This window comes from Penaeicola halotolerans (assembly GCF_016464625.1).
Taxonomy (GTDB): domain Bacteria; phylum Bacteroidota; class Bacteroidia; order Cytophagales; family Cyclobacteriaceae; genus Penaeicola; species Penaeicola halotolerans.
The window spans coordinates 195662-212145 of the sequence record NZ_JAEAGO010000002.1 but is presented as its reverse complement, the minus strand read 5'-3'; the positions used below and the strand labels follow the sequence as shown (position 1 = coordinate 212145).

Here is a 16484-nt window from a genome sequence, read left to right as displayed (position 1 = left end):
GTTTGTACTAAAGATTCATTGCATTTACTTGAAGTGTTTATTGGTAAACTCTCCCACATGATATCCCAAAAAAGTCCCTAAAGCTTTTTTGATACCCATTTCATATTTTGATGGATCTGTTCGAATAATCGCAGTGTTTTCTACAGAGATCCCATCAGCTCTATACATTTTTCCGAAGGCGGTTTCTACGCCAATAAAATCCACATCTGATTTGGCATAGGCTTCTATTTCTTCCTCTGCTATTACGCCATCTATTTGTAGCTCATTTTTTAGTAAACCAGTGTAAGTGCCAAGCGGAGATCCCCCAATTTTATTTCTCCCTTGTACAAAGTCGATTGCAGATACACATAAGTATTGCTTTTCAGAAGAACTGCTGGCAAAGCCTAGCTTTGCGGCTTTTGAGTTATTTTCTACTCTACTTTTGATATGTTCGTATGCAGCCATCCTCAAGTCCGTATTGGCAGTTATTCTCGCGCCATTGCCTTGATAGGGCTTTTTGACATCCAAAAATAGAATGTACATATCTGCATTGATGATGGTAGCATCGTTGAGTTCGGCAGACAGTTTTGGATAGGTACTTATTTCATCCACTATACTATTTCTCCCATCATCATTCATGGCTCTGTTCAATGCTGCAGAGACACCACCTTGTTTTCTTTGACCATCCTTGGTGAAGCCTTTTACAAAAAACGTAGTGTTTTGCGGATATACTGTGAGCATACCTGGAGCTTCTAGAAGGCTCATTTCCATGTCTTCAAGTTGCTGATAGTCTTTATAATATTCCGTATGAGCTACATCTGATGCATTGAGTACATTAAAGCCCTTAGACTTCAAATCAGCCACAAACTCTTGATAAGCGTTGTCTGTGATTTGTTGCAATGTAGCCGCAGGGATATCTAGTCCTACAGCAAGCGATGCCTTGGTATTACCTGTGAGATAGCGACCGGAGAAGCTACCTTCTGCAGAAGCTGTTTTAAGGTTATATAGTTGAAAATTGACTGAAAAATTTGCGATGTAAACATCCTTTGATTTGAACTTGCCTGCACCGTTCAGCTTTTCTGATTTAGGGCTAAAGTCACCTAAAGATTGGCTTTGAACAGTAAAAGATAAACCGGCTAATAATAACGATGCGAGAATGATTTTTGCCTTCATGAGAGAGATGATTTTGTTGATACAAACAAAGGTCTCTTTGTAAGAAGAAATAGGCATCAGTAAAATTACGGTTTTGAAGTAGGTAATTTTACTTAATTTGAGTTAGTGGGATTTTTATATAAACATTGATACCATTTCCAGCTGTCTCCTCAAATGTAATCGAGCCATTGAGAAGCTTCACTCGACTGTATATACTGTTTAGTCCAATTCCTTTATTGACAGCTGCTGGATCAAAGCCTTTCCCATCATCTTCATAGTTGATGGTCAGGAGGTTTTTTTGAGGTAAAAGTAAGAGGCTCATTCGAGTAGCACCACTATGCTTAATGGTATTGTGGATTAGCTCTTGACAGACTCTGTATAGATTTATTTCGGTACGCTCATCTAGTTTCAACTCCTCAGAAACACAATCAAAATCGTACTCTATATCACTTTGAGAAAGTGTCTTGTCTAGTAAAGTGTCTAAAGCCTTTACCAACCCAAGCGATTTTAAAGTGACAGGCATCATTTGGTAGGCTATATTTCTCACGTCTTCCATTATTTGAGAGACATCTCCCTCCAGTGATTGTACTTTAGCATCCGTATAGCCGACCTCATTCGGATATAATTTTTGCTTTAGTACAACTAACTCTTGAACCACTCCATCGTGAAGCTCTTTGGCTATTCTTTCTCGTTCATTTTCCTCAGCTTCAATGATCTTTATTAAAGCTTGTTCATTTTGGGTCTTTAATAGCCATTGGAGCTTGTGACGATGTCTATAAATGATCAAAAAGATGAATAGAGCCAAGAGTGCTATGGCAATTAACAAGATTAAGATATATAAAAACTTCTCATGCTTAGCACTTTCTAACTCAATCTGCTGTGTTTTTATTTGAGACTCTTTCTTTGCAGTTTCATACTTTGCTGAGATATCTTCTACATCCTTAATTTTTTGAATATTGTATAAGCTATCTTTTAGTAGGGTATAAAGCTTATAACTACTCAAAGCATTTTGATAATCGCCTAATGCTTCATAATTAGAGATGATTTGTTGGTGGTTGTACTGCTGTATGTCTAAGAAATGGATACTTTGAGCTAGTGTGTTACTTTTATTAAAAAACAAATTAGAAGCTTCATACTGCTTTGTTTCTTTATAAAATTCTCCTAGTGCTGTATAGTTGAGCATGATAGCAAAGGTTTCACCAATTGCTTCTCTGATTTCAAGAGCTCTTTTGAGGTATTCTTCAGATTGTTTATAGTTTTTGAGTAGAAGCTGATTGTAGCCTAAAAATTCTAATGAGTAACCCATTCCTACAGAGTCGTTTCTTATTGTTTGAATTTCAAGAGATTTGGTAAATCTGTCATTTGCTTCTTCATAATCACCTTCATCTCGATATACTACACCACTTTCATTATATATCCGAGCGATCCCTTCTTGGTTTTCTGTTTTTTGATAGAGTTCAAGTGCTTTTTCATAAAACTCTAGTGCTCTTTGAGGTTGCCTGAGTTTTCTGTACATCCGAGCCATGTCGTCATATAGCAAACCAGTAACATTAGAATAAGGATAATTATTGAGTGTTTCGAGTGCTTTATAATAATAGACAGAGGCACTGTCAATATTGCCCTTTTTGCCATATGATAAACCAATTAATCTCAAGAAGTTGGCTATATTAAGTGAATCACTTTGGTTTTGAGAGAGGGTGAGGCCATATTTTGATAATGATATAGTCAAGTCAAAAGAAGAAAGATAAAGGCTATCTAAGCCTTTAGATAGCTTTTCTACTTTAGTTTTGTAATCTGGTATTTTGTCTATGATTTGAAGAATACTGTTGGCATCAGGAGCAGTCTGACTGTAGCTTGGTGAAAATATCACTAGTGTGATAATAAAGATCAGATAAGTAATCTTTTTCATCAAGCAAGATTATTTTTGAAGGCATAGCTTATGAGCTTACCCACTGAGTTTACATGTAGTTTTTGCATAGTATTCATTTTATGAGTTTCCACTGTTCTCGTGCTGATGTAGAGTTTTTCTCCTATTTCGCGAGCAGAGAGCCCTTCACATAGTAGTTTTAGGACCTCTTTTTCTCTATCAGATAAGGGTTCGTGAGAAATATTTTCGTTAACTGGCTCATTGACACCACTTAATACCTTGAGTACTTCTTTCGAATAGAAAATCTCTTCGTTTTCTCTTTCTAATGCCTCAGTAAGCTCTTCTAGTTTGCAGTCTTTATTCAAGTAGCCAACAGCTCCCCTACTAATGCAGTCTTTGATAAGATACTTATCATTCATCATAGATAGCATGAGGCAAGGCAAAAAAGGGAACTTGCTTTTAAGAGCGCTAAGAGTCGTGCGGCCATCCCAGACAGGCATTTCTATATCCAAAAAAACTACATCAGGGGTATCAATAAGTGCTGCATCATAGAGTAGCTTGCCATTTTTAAAAGTATGTACTGATGATACCTTTTCCACTTTTTTTAGCAGACTTGCTATACCTTGTGCTACTAAAGAATGATCATCTGCTATGTATATCTTCACAGGATTGCGTTAATGAAAACCTTAAAATAAAGCATTGATTATATATTTCAAAAGTTGAGTCGGATAATTCATGAGCGCTAGAGGATTTGGTTATTTTGCTAACTTTATCCACATGCATACTTTTGTACCGATCAAAACGAACTTTTGTGTTTCAAATGATCATGACCCCGCCTGCCTCACAAAGGGAGGAAGCGGCCGCATAAATAATCATACAGCACCCAATTGGATTGCCGCGGACAAAGACCCCTCAATGATGTATTCCAACAGTCATTCTTTTGTAGCAGATTCATTTAGGTTCTTTTTCAAAAAACCTTATCATACCCCCCCTAAAAAACTCGTTTCACATAAATAAAAATGAAGCTGGAAAGTCTTGCACAAAAGTGAGTAAAAATTTTACACATTACTTCCTTGTAGGTATGGCAGTAGTCAAAGTCAATCCCTATATTTGTGCTTGATTTTTAGCTTTAGCCTAAAAATTATAGCATTTTTAAGTGATTTCGAGCCGCTAAGCCCATTTGCCAATGGGACTGACGTGGCGAAGCTGTGTGCAGCTAGCAAGATTTTGCTTAATTTGATCTGCATTCATTAAATTCCAACGAAATCAGCAGGTCATTACTCCGAAACCATCAATTAATCAGACATGATGCGTAAAATTTTCCTAGGGCTTATCGTGCTTTCCATCACTTTGGTAGGAAGCCTATCTGCCCAATCCCTTTCAGACATTCAAAACATCAAAGTAGACCAGCTCACAGACGCGCAAGTCAGACAACTCTATGAGCGTGCAGAGGCCACAGGGATGTCGGAGCAACAACTAGAAGCCTTGGCTGCACAGCGAGGGATGCCTGCTGCAGAAATCGCTAAACTCAGACAGCGACTCATGTCTGTTCGCTCACAAGCAGGCAGCGAATCAGGAGGAAAAGGCTCGATGAATCAGACTACTACTCAAGGCCGTCAACTCAATGCTATCCAAGGAGATGATATTTTCGAATCATTAGCTACAAGAGATACCCTTAAAGAACTGACTGCGGAGGAGGAAAAGACTTTTGGTCTCAAACTTTTTCATCAAAAGAACTTAAGCTTTAACCCAAGCATGAACATCGCTACGCCAAAGAGCTATGTAGTAGGTCCAGGCGATGAGCTATTGGTAGAGGTTTATGGGGACTCTGAGTCTTCTTACAACTTGCCAGTATCTCCTGAAGGAACGGTACAAATCCCTAGAGTGGGGGTAGTACGCGTAGGAGGTTTGGACATAGCTGCGGTGACCAATCGCTTGAAAACTAATCTGGGGAGGATCAACCAAACACTTTTAGGAAGTAATCCTAGCTCCTACATCCAAGTGAGTCTTGGCAATATCAGGAGCATCACAGTCAATATGGTCGGTGAACTCCACAAGCCAGGCACCTACACTTTACCTGCTTTTGCTTCAGTATTTAATGCACTCTATGCAGCTGGTGGACCAACGGTAAAAGGAACATTTAGAACCATACAAGTATATAGAGCTAATAAGCTGGTAGCAGATGTAGATATCTATGACTTTTTAGTTAATGGTCAAACCAATCAAAATGTACGCTTAGAAGATAATGACTTCGTGATCGTGAAGCCTGCAGAGATCAAGGTGGAAATCGAAGGACCTATGAGAAGAGAAGGGATCTTCGAGATGAAGTCAGGTGAAACAGTGGCTGATCTAGTACGCTTTGCGGGTGGTTTTGGATCAGATGCTTATACTGAGCGCTTGGTCGTCAAACGTAAGACAGGCACACAGCTGAAAGTGGCCGATGTGAGCCAAGAGCAATATACCGCTTTCCAACCGATGGATGGAGACTTTTATGAAGTAGGTGAGCTCATCGAGCGCTATGAAAATAGGGTACAAATCACTGGTGCCGTTAATCGACCAGGACCTTTCGAACTAACAGAGGGATTGAGTGTAAAGCGCTTAATCGAAAAAGCAGAAGGCCTGAGAGGAGATGCTTTTTTGAATAGAGCTTCTCTCTATAGAACCAATGCGGACTTCACCTTAGCGGTAGAGTCTATCGATCTCAAAGGCATCATGGAAGGAACATCTCCTGATGTCATGCTTAGAAATGAAGACGTACTTAGCATCCCAAGTATTTATGACATGAAGCAAGAGTACTTCATTCAGATCAACGGGGCGGTCAACAGAACAGGCATTTATCCTTATGCAGAGGGTATGACTGTGGGAGACTTGATAGCCAAGTCAGGTGGCTTTAGAGAAGAAGCCTCAGGTTCATTTATAGAAATTGCTAGAAGGGTGAGAGATGATGTCAGTGGCCGTATTGCAGATATCATCACTTTGGAGATCAGCAGAGACCTGACCGTCAGTGAGGCTAACCAAGCAGTCAAACTTGAGCCATTTGATCAAGTCTTTATACGTAAAAGTCCAGGCTATCAAGTACAAAAACTAGTGAAGGTAGAGGGAGAGGTTTATTATCCAGGAGAGTTTGCCTTAGACAATGCTGCCATGAGGATCTCAGATCTCTTGAAACGTGCAGGAGGCTTGAATGATTTTGCTTATGTACCTGGAGCTACCTTGATCCGAAGAACAGAGTTTTATCAAAAGCCCACCGAGCGAAAGGAATATGAAAAATTCCTCATCGAGATGCTTGATGCGCTTGGAAGACGAGAAGGATTGACTGAAGCGGAAAAGCAGGTCATGGAGCGGTTTGATGCCAAATTGGTGGAGCTTGAAAAGGATAAGTTGAAGGAGGAGCTTGAAAAAAGACTGGAGGTACTTAGCGAAAACGATTTGAAATTAGGAAAATCTGCAAATGCTGACTTTAAGAAGGATCGCTTTGAGCAATTGAGTGCACAAGATAGTGCGCAAAGTGGCAAACAAGTAAAAGTGGAATTTAAGACAGAGGAACTTATAGGTATTGACTTAGCCCAGATCATCTCCAATCCAGGCTCTAAGTATGATTTGATCCTACAAGAGGGAGACGAACTCTTTATTCCAAAGGAATTGCAAACAGTGCGCATGAGAGGACAAGTGCTGTATCCAACTACTGCTAGGTTTGATACTAAACGGAGCTTTAAAGATTATATATCGCGAGCAGGAGGTTTTACGGAGCAAGCCAGAAGAGGTAAATCCTATGTAGTTTATGCTAATGGAGATGTAAAAAGAACAAGTAAGATATTATTTTTCAATAACTTTCCTAGAGTAGAGCCTGGTGCTGAGATATTTGTGCCATCTAGACCAGAGAGAGAACCCATGTCTGTACAAGCTTGGGTAGGCATAGCAAGTAGTTTGGGTACTTTAGCCTTGATATTTAATCAATTGATTCAATGATGAAAACTGGAAATAAAAAGGTTTCTAAGGATGAAATCGACTTGCTTGAGTTGATTTTGAAAATATGGGAAAGACGACTATTTATTTTAAAAACGACAATTATAGTTGTATTTCTTACAGTATTTTTTACTTTGTTAATACCAAACCAATTTACAGCAGAGACTGTTTTTTTACCTCAAACTAGTCAATCAGGAGGGGCTGGATTGAGTAACCTTGGAGGCTTAGCAGGTCTAGCGGGGATTAATTTAGGCTTAGGAGGAGGTGCCTCAGAAATACCTCCGCAGTTATATCCTAAAATTGTAAAAAGTCTTAATTACAGATTAGCGTTACTAAATGCCCCAGTCACCCTTCCAGAGGAGAAAGTGAAAATAACTTATAGAGAGTATTATAGTAAATATCACGAGCCGAGTAGACTTGACTTAGTGAAAAAGTATACAATTGGTTTGCCAAGTGTGGTAATGGGAGCATTCAGAGGAGAGGCTAAAGACTCCATTGTTGCTGGAAAAAAGGGAGATAGTCGAATTTTGAATATAAGCTCTGATGATCAATCATTAATAGGGAGACTTTTAAATCAAGTAGAAGTGAATCCTAATAGTAGTGATGGAACGGTAAGTTTGAAGTTTTCAATGCCAGACCCATTAATGGCTGCTGAAATGACAGCCTTTGCAGAGCAACTGCTTCAAAAAGAGTTAATTGACTATAAAATAAAGAATGCAAAGGAAGATTTGATTTATTCAGAGGCACAGCTTTTAGAAAGTGAAACAGCCTATAGAAAAGCTCAGTCAAGACTTGCTATATTTAGAGATAAAAATCAAAATTTATCTACTGCTTTCTCTAGAAATGAAGAACAACGTTTAGAAGCGGAGTTTACTTTGGCATTTACAGTCTATTCAGAATTAGCTAAACAGTATCAACAAGCAAAATTACAGGTAAGTAAAGATACACCTGTTTTTACAATAATAGATCCTGTAACTATTCCAACTGGAAAGTCTTCTCCTAACAGAAAATTAGCTATGATCATTGCGATATTTATAGGTCTTACTCTAAGTATTTTATATATTTTCATCAAAGAAATGATTTTAAACTTAAAGCAGGTTGAGTAATTTAAACATTCAAATGGTAGATCTCAAGTCACAGTACGAAGAGATCAAAGAAGAGGTAAATGCTGCTATCCAAAGTGTGATAGATGATACTTCTTTTATCAATGGGCCTGAAGTGAAGAATTTCGCCCTATCATTGGCGCAGTATACAGGGGCTAAACATGTCATTCCTTGTGCTAATGGTACAGATGCATTGCAAATCGCGATGATGGCTCTGGACTTCAAGCCTGGGGATGAGGTTATCGTACCAGCATTTACTTATGTAGCTACCGTTGAGGTCATTGCTTTACTAGGTTTGATCCCTAAGTTTATAGATGTGGAGGAAACCACTTTTGAGCTGAAGGTAGATCAAATTGAGAGCTTGATTTCCCCAAAGACTGTTGCCATTGTGCCTGTTCATCTATATGGTCAATGCAGTAATATGGAGGCTATTTTAAAAACAGCAAAAAAGCATGATTTAAAAGTGATCGAGGACACTGCTCAGGCTATTGGGGCTGTATATACTTTTAGTGATGGCAAAAAGGCACAAGCCGGAACTATGGGAGATATAGGAACGACTTCTTTTTTCCCCTCAAAGAACTTAGGATGCTATGGAGATGGTGGAGCTATTTTCACCAATGATGATCAATTGGCAGGAAAGCTTCAGATGATAGCCAATCATGGACAACGTATCAAATATCATCATGCCAGTATAGGGGTTAACTCAAGGCTGGATACTCTTCAAGCAGCAATTTTGAATGTAAAATTGAAGCACTTATCTCGCTACAGTGCCTCTAGAAATGAAGTCGCAGATAAATATGATGCTGCTTTCAAAGATCATTCCAATTTACTAATACCTGTAAGGAGTCGATCTTCTACACATGTCTTTCATCAATATACCTTAAGGTTAGAAAATGTCGATAGAGATGCTTTTAAGGTGTACTTAGCAGAAAAAGGAATTCCGAGTATGGTCTACTATCCAATTCCATTGCACCAACAAGAAGCTTATCTGGCTTATGGCTACCAAGCGGGTGATTTTCCAATAGCAGAGCGCTTGTGTCAGCAGGTAATATCGCTCCCCATACATACAGAGATGAAAGCTGAAGAGCAAGCTTATATCATTGAAACCATTTTAAACTACTTCCAATGAATCCGACATATTTTGCGCACGAAACAGCTGTTATAGATGATGGCTGCGAAATAGGAGAAGGCACTAAGATTTGGCATTTTTCACATATCATGCCTAATTGTAGCATCGGTAAACAATGTAATATCGGTCAAAATGTAGTGGTCTCACCAGAAGTTGTTTTGGGAAATAATGTCAAGGTGCAGAACAATGTCTCTATTTACACTGGAGTTACATGTGAAGATGATGTTTTTTTAGGGCCATCGATGGTTTTTACTAATGTGATCAACCCTAGGAGTGCTGTCAATAGAAAAGCAGAATATGCGAAAACGCATGTGGGTAGAGGGGCTAGCATTGGAGCCAATGCTACGATCGTCTGTGGACATGATATTGGAGCATATGCCTTCATTGGTGCTGGTGCGGTGATTACTAAAACTGTTCCCGCTTATGCTTTAATGGTAGGAAATCCTGCTAAGCAAATAGGCTGGATGAGTGAGTATGGATCAAAGCTTGTTTTTGATGAATCAGGTAAGGCTACCTGTGAGGAAAGTGGAGAACAGTATATCAAAGAAAATAACCAAGTAAGAAAAATTAGTTTATGAAAAATTTCGCACTTATAGGTGCTGCAGGCTATATCGCACCAAGGCACATGAAGGCGATCAAGGATACAGGAAATATCTTGACTGCGGCCTATGATAAGTTTGATAGTGTGGGTGTGATGGATAGTCATTTCCCTGAAGCAGATTTCTTTACAGAGTTTGAGCGTTTTGACAGACATGTAGACAAATTGAAGCGTATTCCGTCAAAAAAAATTGACTATGTAAGCATTTGCTCGCCCAACTATCTGCATGACTCTCACATTAGATTTGGCTTAAGAGTAGGTGCTGATGTGATTTGTGAGAAACCTTTAGTCCTAAATCCATGGAATATAGAAGCCCTTAAAACAGTAGAGAAGGAGTATGGTAAGAAGGTATATAATATCCTTCAGCTGCGCCTTCATCCATCGATCATTGCCTTGAAGGAGAAAATCCAAAATGGGCCGAAAGATAAGATTTATGATATAGATTTAGCCTACATCACGTCTAGGGGACATTGGTACTATACTTCTTGGAAAGGAGATGTATCCAAGTCCGGAGGTATCGCTACAAATATAGGCGTACATTTTTATGACATGCTGACCTGGGTATTTGGTGCAGTAAAGAAAAATGTAGTGCACATACATACCCATGATCGTGCAGCGGGATATTTTGAACTAGAGCGTGCTAGGGTTAGGTGGTTTTTGAGTATCAATGCGGATACTTTGCCTGATCATGTAAAGGCCAAAGGAGGCAGAACTTTTCGTTCTCTTACGATGGAAGGTGACGAGATAGAGTTTAGTGATGGCTTCACTGAACTACATACACATAGCTATCAGCATGTCTTAGACGGTAAAGGTTTTGGATTAGATGAAGCCATGAATTCTATCCAAATCGTACATGATATCAGACACATGGAAGTCATAGGGCTTCAAGGAGAGTATCACCCTTTGGCCAAAGGAGAGTTAGTTAAACATCCATTTGAAAATTAAAAAATTAATATAATACTTTAATGTTTTCAAAAAAAGAATATGGTTGTATTATATCTAATGACCTTTAAAGGGCTTACTAGTTTAAATCAAATTGTTCAAAAAGGATACAGTAAATATATTGAATACGTTTGTATAGGTATTGATAAAAACGTTGTTAATGATTACTCCAATGAAATATTAGAGCTTTGTAAAAGCTCTGGGATTAAATTTTTTTTTAGGGAAAATGTTCCAGACCACCAAAGTGAATATATTATCGCGGTATCATGGAGATGGTTGATTAAATCTGACTCTCAAGTTATTGTATTTCATGACAGTTTACTTCCAAAATACCGTGGATTTGCACCTCTGGTAAATTGTTTGAAAAATGGAGAGACTGAAATTGGTGTCTCAGCACTTTTAGCTTCTGAAAAATTTGACGAAGGGCCAATTATTAACCAAATATCAATATGTATTGATTATCCCATTAAGATTAATCTAGCAATTGAAAAGATATCCTTTCTTTATGCAGAATTGATTATTGATATTGTTGATAAAATAATAGGGAAGAAACTAAATTTTTATAGTCAAGATCACGATAAAGCTACCTATAGTTTGTGGCTTGATGATTTGGATTACAAGATTAATTGGAATTTAGATTCTAACAGTATTAAAAGATTCGTTGATGCAGTAGGGTATCCTTACAATGGTGCTAAATCTAGTATAGACGGTCAAACTATAAAAATTGAAGAGGTGGAAGTCCTAAAAGATTTGGTAATAGAAAATAGAGTGCCTGGCAAGGTCTTAATGATGGAGAATGATTGTCCAGTCGTAGTATGCGGAAGCGGTCTAATTAAAATTGTATCGGCATATGATAAGGATGGTATGAATATTCTTCCATTGAAAAGATTTAGAACAAGATTTATATGACAATTCCTTTCAATAAACCCTTTCTTACAGGAAATGAAATAGATTATATCAATGATGCTATTCATTTTGGCAAAATTTCTGGGAATGGTAAGTACACCAAAAAGTGTCAAGATTTTTTTGAATCTAAATATGGTTTCAAAAAGACCTTATTAACAACTTCTTGTACTGATGCGTTAGAAATGGCCGCATTGCTCGTGGGGATTGAGCCAGGAGACGAAGTCATTATACCTTCCTATACTTTTGTGTCAACTGCAAATGCTTTCGCTTTAAGAGGAGCAAAGATTATTTTTGCAGACAGTAGGCCTGATCACCCAGGAATTGATGAAAGCACTATTGAGTCTTTAATTACCAAAAAAACTAAGGCAATTGTTCCCGTTCATTATGCAGGTGTAGCTTGTGATATGGATATCATAATGGAGCTTGCTGATAGATATAATTTGTTTGTTGTAGAGGATGCTGCTCAGGCTATCGATAGCTTTTATACTGGAAAAGATGGCGTTAAGAGAGCCTTGGGTACTATAGGACACTTATCATGTTTTTCTTTCCATGAAACAAAAAATATTATTTCTGGAGAAGGAGGTATGCTTGCGATAAATGATGAACGATTTATTAAAAGAGCTGAGATAATTTGGGAGAAGGGGACTGACCGAGCTGCATTTTTTAGAGGAGAGGTTGATAAATATGGATGGGTTGATATTGGCTCATCATTTTTGCCTTCTGAGATCACTTCAGCTTTCCTTTATGCACAATTAGAAAACATAAGTAAAATACAACAGAAAAGGCTGGCCTTGTGGAATACATATGATCAAAGTCTTAAGGAATATGCCTCAAATTTGAAAATTCGATTGCCAAAAGTTCCTGACTTTGCAACCAATAATGCGCATATGTTTTATTTAGTTTGTGATACTTTAAATCAAAGATCACAGATTATCAAAGCATTGAAAGATGAGGGAATACTAGCTGTTTTTCACTACATTAGTTTGCATAGTAGTAAATATTTTTCAGGAAAGCATGGAGAACGCAGGCTTATTAACACAGATATTTATTCAGATTGTTTGCTAAGACTACCTATGTATTATGAATTGAAAGAGTCTGATGCAATCCGGATAACCAATATTATAAGGCATACACTGTGAAAGAAAACCTAATCCTTTTACCAGACTCTCCTTATTCTGTATGGATAAAAGAAAGAAGCGAAAAAGTTGCGCCAGGTATAAGTGAGTATGTATATTTTTCAACTGAGGTAAAATATGATTCAACCCCCAATGTTTTAAAGCAAGATTATTTACTTGGGTTAACTAAAAGCGAAGCGCAGTCTTTTAAGAGAGTTATAATTCATTATCATAATGAACTTGTCGCATTTTTCTTAGAAAAAAATAAAATCTCACCAAAAAATGTTTTTTGGGTATTATGGAGTGGTGATTTGTACAATTCTCCTTTTTACTCTGAGCCTTTATATCAAGAAGAAACACTAAAGCTCATCTCAATAAAAAAACAAACTTTTATCTACTACTTTAAGGAGTTCCTTAAAAAAGTAATAAAAAAGAGAGGGTTTTTTGTTTATAAGAAGTCATTTAGACGAATTAAATATATTGCTAGCTTCTTTGATGGAGATGTTTTAGCAGCAAGAAAAACTTTTAATTTCAATTATAATCACATACCGTTTGCTTTTCTTGCTATAAATCAATTAGTAGACAAAGACATATTAGAAAGTAATCATTTTAGCTTAGGCAATAAGTTGATGGTTGGACATGCAGGTTCAATGGAAAACAATCACTTGGATACTTTTAAGCAATTGAAAAAATTAAATGTTTCAAATGTAATTTTTTCACCTCTCTCATATGGAAGTCCTGATTACATTAAAATAATATTAGAGTCCGGTTATCAATATTTTGGCGATCAATTTGAACCATTGACTGAATTTATTCCAAAGCACGATTATTATAACAAATTACAAGAGGTTGGCTTTGCCATATTTAATACTGAAATTCAACAAGCTTTTGGGAATATAATGGCACTTGTTTATTTAGGTGTAAAAGTTTTTTTAAATGGTAATAACTCAATTTTTAAGCAATTGAAATCTTGGGGTGTTACTGTATTTGATGTAAGTGAGTTATCAAAGCAAAGTCTTGAAGCCCATCTTCTTGAATTTGAAAAAGAAGCTAATAGAAGCATTATTTTCGAAAAATTGAATGAAGATGCGGTCAATACTTATTATAAAGGGTTGCTTACATATTAATGTCTATAGGGAATAGTATAAAAAACCTTATTTCTGATAGTTTTATATATGGCATATCAGGAATTTTAACAAGATTTATAGGTCTATTTTTAACGCCTATTTATACTAGAGTTTATTCACCGGACGATTATGGGGTAATAGGTATCCTATCAAACTCCTATGTTTTGATTTCAATTATTCTAGTTTTTGCATTAGATAATTCAACAGCTAGATGGTTTTATGACACTACAGTAACATCAGAGAGAAAAAAAATCATTAATACTTGGACGTGGTTTTATTTGGGCTTTTCGCTCTTAGTTTCAATTTTCATTTTTTTTAGTTCAGAGTTTTGGGCTAGTTTGTTACTTGAAGAGTATAGTAATGGTACATACTTGGTAAAGTTGCTTGCTGTAACTTTTCCTCTTTTAGTATGGCCATCCGTTGCTATCAATGTTCTGAGATTTGAAAGGAAAGCTAAATTGGCAGTGTTTCTTTCACTTTTTCAAAGTATATCATTGATTCTGCTTAACGTTCTATTCGTTGTTGTTTTAAAAATGGGGGTCGCAGGAGTATATTATGCTCAATTATTAGGAGCAGTTATGATACTTCCTTTGGTCTTTTATTTTTTAAGAGATTGGCTTGGGTGGCCTAATTTGTTTGAATACAGGTTGTTTAAACCGATGATATTATATGCAATACCTTTTGTTCCAGCTAGCATAGGTTATTGGGTAGTAAATTTATCAGGTGTATTTTTTATTAATGAGTATTTAGAGAAAAGTGATGTCGGTTTATACCAAATTGGCATTAGTGTAGCTGCTGTTACGGGTTTAGCAACCACTGCATTTCAACAAGCTTGGTCTCCCTTTGCATTTTCTATTTTAAATCAAGCTAACAGTAAGGATGTATATGCGGCCTCTTTGCTCTTATATGTATTAGTGATTGGTGCTATTTGTACACTTATTTCAGTTTTTTCGTATGAGGCTTTAGTCGTATTGACAACGCCTGACTACTATGATGCAGCTATTGTAGCTAGCATACTTACTTTTAACTATCTCTTAATAGGCATTTCAAGTATTGCGTCACTTGGAGCAGCAATTGCAAAGAAAACAGCTCCACTTGGTTTGATTAGTATTATTTCTTCGGTAGTCCTAATATTGTTAAATTTTTTATTTATTCCAGTCTTTGGTAAAGAAGGTGCGGCTATTTCAATTTGTATAGCTCAATTAATTATTCCTATTTACATGTTTTGGAAATCACAACAACTCTATTTTATCCCTTACAATTTCTTGAAGAATTGGATCATTATTTTATTATTTATCTCTGTTTCTACACTTTCTTTTATTCTGCCTGAAACTAGTTTTTGGATGATGATTCTATGGAAGATCATATTAGTAAGCTTTACTTTTTCAATAATAGCTTGGATGAATAGAAACGAGATAAAGAGATTATTGCAAAATGTTAAATTAAAAGAGGGGTAGCATCAAATCATGAAAATACTTATTTTTACAATTAACCCTGTGCATAATGCACCAAGAGTTGTTAGAGAGATAAATGCCCTTAAAAGAGACTATGAAATCATAGTTACTGGAAGTACCCCTCCTACGGATGAATCAGTAAGGTATATTAATTCTGATCAAATTAAACTTTCACAGCTTGAATATACATTAGGCAAAATATATAGAGTATTTACCCTTGGGAGGGTTTTTAGAGGAAAGTATCTTACTACTCAAATAAAAATTCGTAAACTCTTAAATGACACGCAACCTGATCTTGTCATTGTTCATCCAGCGGCTTTTTTACCTTATTTTTTTATAAAAGATCGTAGATTTAAGATTGTTTTTAATGCCCATGAGTATCATCCGAATGAGTTTGATGGAGATAAAAAATGGAAGAGAACATGGGGTGTCATCTATACACATATTTATAGCAAATATCTTAGTAAAGTTGATCTATTGATAAATGTATGTAATGGAATCGCTAAAGAATGCTTTAACCAATTTGGAGTAAAATCTTTAGTTTATCCAAACGTAAGTCCTTTCAATGATAGGATTAAGCCCAACTTTAAAATGTCTGGAGTAATTAGAATGATTCATCATGGAGTAGCGATTCCTGAGAGAAATTTAGAGCTTATGATAGAACTAACTGAGAAACTTGGTGACGGGTTTGAGTTAGACATGATGTTAGTTTATGAAAATGAAGGTTATTTTCAAAAGCTTATGAAATTAGCAAATGCGACTAAGAATGTTCGTTTGATTCCTGCTGTTAAGTTTAACGAGATAATCCCCTTTATTAGTCAATACGATATAGGGTTATTTTTACTGCCTCCAATTAACTTTAATTATCTACATGCTTTACCGAATAAGTTTTTTGAGTTTATTCAAGCAAGGTTAGCTATTGCTGTCGGTCCATCACCTGAAATGGCGAGTTTAGTAAGAAAGTATAATTTGGGCGTTGTTTCAAATGATTTTAATGTGGAATCTATGGAAGATAAGCTTCGATCAATAAATCATAATGCAATAAATGAATACAAAAAGTCTGCTGATTTAGCTTCAAAACTTTTAGGTGATGATAAATACCAGTCATTGTTTTTAAATGAAATTGATAAATTATTTAAATGATTT

13 protein-coding genes are annotated in these 16484 nt (G+C 36.5%); 10 read left to right on the top strand and 3 right to left on the bottom strand.

The genetic code is table 11. From position 1 onward, the window contains the following. Positions 1-24: 24 nt before the first annotated feature. The 3 genes from I5349_RS05165 to I5349_RS05155 all read right to left on the bottom strand — a co-directional run bounded on the left by I5349_RS05165 (position 25) and on the right by I5349_RS05155 (position 3663). Complete coding sequence (locus tag I5349_RS05165) at positions 25-1152, bottom strand: hypothetical protein (protein ID WP_226389676.1); 1128 nt, start codon at positions 1150-1152, stop codon at positions 25-27. Between the two features lie 88 nt (positions 1153-1240). Then, complete coding sequence (locus I5349_RS05160) at positions 1241-3040, bottom strand: tetratricopeptide repeat-containing sensor histidine kinase (RefSeq protein WP_226389675.1); 1800 nt, start codon at positions 3038-3040, stop codon at positions 1241-1243. After that, positions 3040-3663 carry a response regulator gene (locus tag I5349_RS05155; RefSeq protein WP_226389674.1) on the bottom strand — a complete coding sequence of 208 codons (624 nt, stop codon included), beginning with the start codon at positions 3661-3663 and terminating at the stop codon, positions 3040-3042. Before I5349_RS05155 ends, I5349_RS05160 begins: the two co-directional genes overlap by 1 nt. 640 nt (positions 3664-4303) lie before the next feature. Between I5349_RS05155 and I5349_RS05150 the strand changes: the two genes are divergently transcribed. Genes I5349_RS05150 through I5349_RS05105 form a run of 10 tightly spaced genes read left to right on the top strand, consistent with a single transcriptional unit; the run spans position 4304 to position 16481 of the window. After that, entirely contained in the window at positions 4304-6967 is a 2664-nt protein-coding gene (locus I5349_RS05150) for an SLBB domain-containing protein (protein ID WP_317194228.1), read from the top strand. Then, positions 6964-8070: a Wzz/FepE/Etk N-terminal domain-containing protein gene (locus I5349_RS05145; RefSeq protein ID WP_226389673.1), complete on the top strand. Its 1107-nt coding sequence runs from the start codon at positions 6964-6966 to the stop codon at positions 8068-8070. The genes I5349_RS05150 and I5349_RS05145 overlap by 4 nt, the downstream gene beginning before the upstream one ends. 13 nt (positions 8071-8083) lie before the next feature. Then, positions 8084-9196, top strand: a complete 1113-nt coding sequence (locus I5349_RS05140) for a DegT/DnrJ/EryC1/StrS family aminotransferase (RefSeq protein WP_226390145.1) — start codon at positions 8084-8086, stop codon at positions 9194-9196. Next, positions 9193-9774: an acyltransferase gene (locus I5349_RS05135; RefSeq protein WP_226389672.1), complete on the top strand. Its 582-nt coding sequence runs from the start codon at positions 9193-9195 to the stop codon at positions 9772-9774. Before I5349_RS05140 ends, I5349_RS05135 begins: the two co-directional genes overlap by 4 nt. Beyond that, positions 9771-10739 carry a Gfo/Idh/MocA family protein gene (locus I5349_RS05130; protein ID WP_226389671.1) on the top strand — a complete coding sequence of 323 codons (969 nt, stop codon included), beginning with the start codon at positions 9771-9773 and terminating at the stop codon, positions 10737-10739. Before I5349_RS05135 ends, I5349_RS05130 begins: the two co-directional genes overlap by 4 nt. A gap of 39 nt (positions 10740-10778) precedes the next feature. Then, complete coding sequence (locus I5349_RS05125; protein WP_226389670.1) at positions 10779-11645, top strand: methionyl-tRNA formyltransferase; 867 nt, start codon at positions 10779-10781, stop codon at positions 11643-11645. Further along, positions 11642-12781, top strand: coding sequence for a dTDP-4-amino-4,6-dideoxygalactose transaminase (gene rffA, locus I5349_RS05120; RefSeq protein WP_226389669.1), 1140 nt, complete (start codon positions 11642-11644; stop codon positions 12779-12781). The genes I5349_RS05125 and rffA overlap by 4 nt, the downstream gene beginning before the upstream one ends. After that, the gene (locus I5349_RS14270; RefSeq protein WP_226389668.1) at positions 12778-13884 is read left to right on the top strand and encodes a TDP-N-acetylfucosamine:lipid II N-acetylfucosaminyltransferase family protein; all 1107 of its coding nucleotides are present in this window, start codon (positions 12778-12780) and stop codon (positions 13882-13884) included. The genes rffA and I5349_RS14270 overlap by 4 nt, the downstream gene beginning before the upstream one ends. Then, positions 13884-15341 carry a lipopolysaccharide biosynthesis protein gene (locus tag I5349_RS05110; RefSeq protein ID WP_226389667.1) on the top strand — a complete coding sequence of 486 codons (1458 nt, stop codon included), beginning with the start codon at positions 13884-13886 and terminating at the stop codon, positions 15339-15341. Before I5349_RS14270 ends, I5349_RS05110 begins: the two co-directional genes overlap by 1 nt. Positions 15342-15350: 9 nt before the next feature. Continuing rightward, complete coding sequence (locus I5349_RS05105; protein ID WP_226389666.1) at positions 15351-16481, top strand: glycosyltransferase family protein; 1131 nt, start codon at positions 15351-15353, stop codon at positions 16479-16481. The last annotated feature ends 3 nt before the right edge of the window (positions 16482-16484 follow it).

Bases quoted from the DNA above. Each gene is read 5' to 3' on its own strand.
- I5349_RS05105 (WP_226389666.1), top strand. From the start codon at position 15,351: ATGAAAATACTTATTTTTACAATTAACCCTGTGCATAATGCACCAAGA.
- I5349_RS05165 (WP_226389676.1), bottom strand. From the start codon at position 1,152: ATGAAGGCAAAAATCATTCTCGCATCGTTATTATTAGCCGGTTTATCT.
- I5349_RS05140 (WP_226390145.1), top strand. From the start codon at position 8,084: ATGGTAGATCTCAAGTCACAGTACGAAGAGATCAAAGAAGAGGTAAAT.
- I5349_RS05110 (WP_226389667.1), top strand. From the start codon at position 13,884: ATGTCTATAGGGAATAGTATAAAAAACCTTATTTCTGATAGTTTTATA.
- I5349_RS05130 (WP_226389671.1), top strand. From the start codon at position 9,771: ATGAAAAATTTCGCACTTATAGGTGCTGCAGGCTATATCGCACCAAGG.
- I5349_RS05125 (WP_226389670.1), top strand. From the start codon at position 10,779: ATGGTTGTATTATATCTAATGACCTTTAAAGGGCTTACTAGTTTAAAT.
- I5349_RS05150 (WP_317194228.1), top strand. From the start codon at position 4,304: ATGATGCGTAAAATTTTCCTAGGGCTTATCGTGCTTTCCATCACTTTG.
- I5349_RS05145 (WP_226389673.1), top strand. From the start codon at position 6,964: ATGATGAAAACTGGAAATAAAAAGGTTTCTAAGGATGAAATCGACTTG.
- rffA (WP_226389669.1), top strand. From the start codon at position 11,642: ATGACAATTCCTTTCAATAAACCCTTTCTTACAGGAAATGAAATAGAT.
- I5349_RS05160 (WP_226389675.1), bottom strand. From the start codon at position 3,040: ATGAAAAAGATTACTTATCTGATCTTTATTATCACACTAGTGATATTT.
- I5349_RS05135 (WP_226389672.1), top strand. From the start codon at position 9,193: ATGAATCCGACATATTTTGCGCACGAAACAGCTGTTATAGATGATGGC.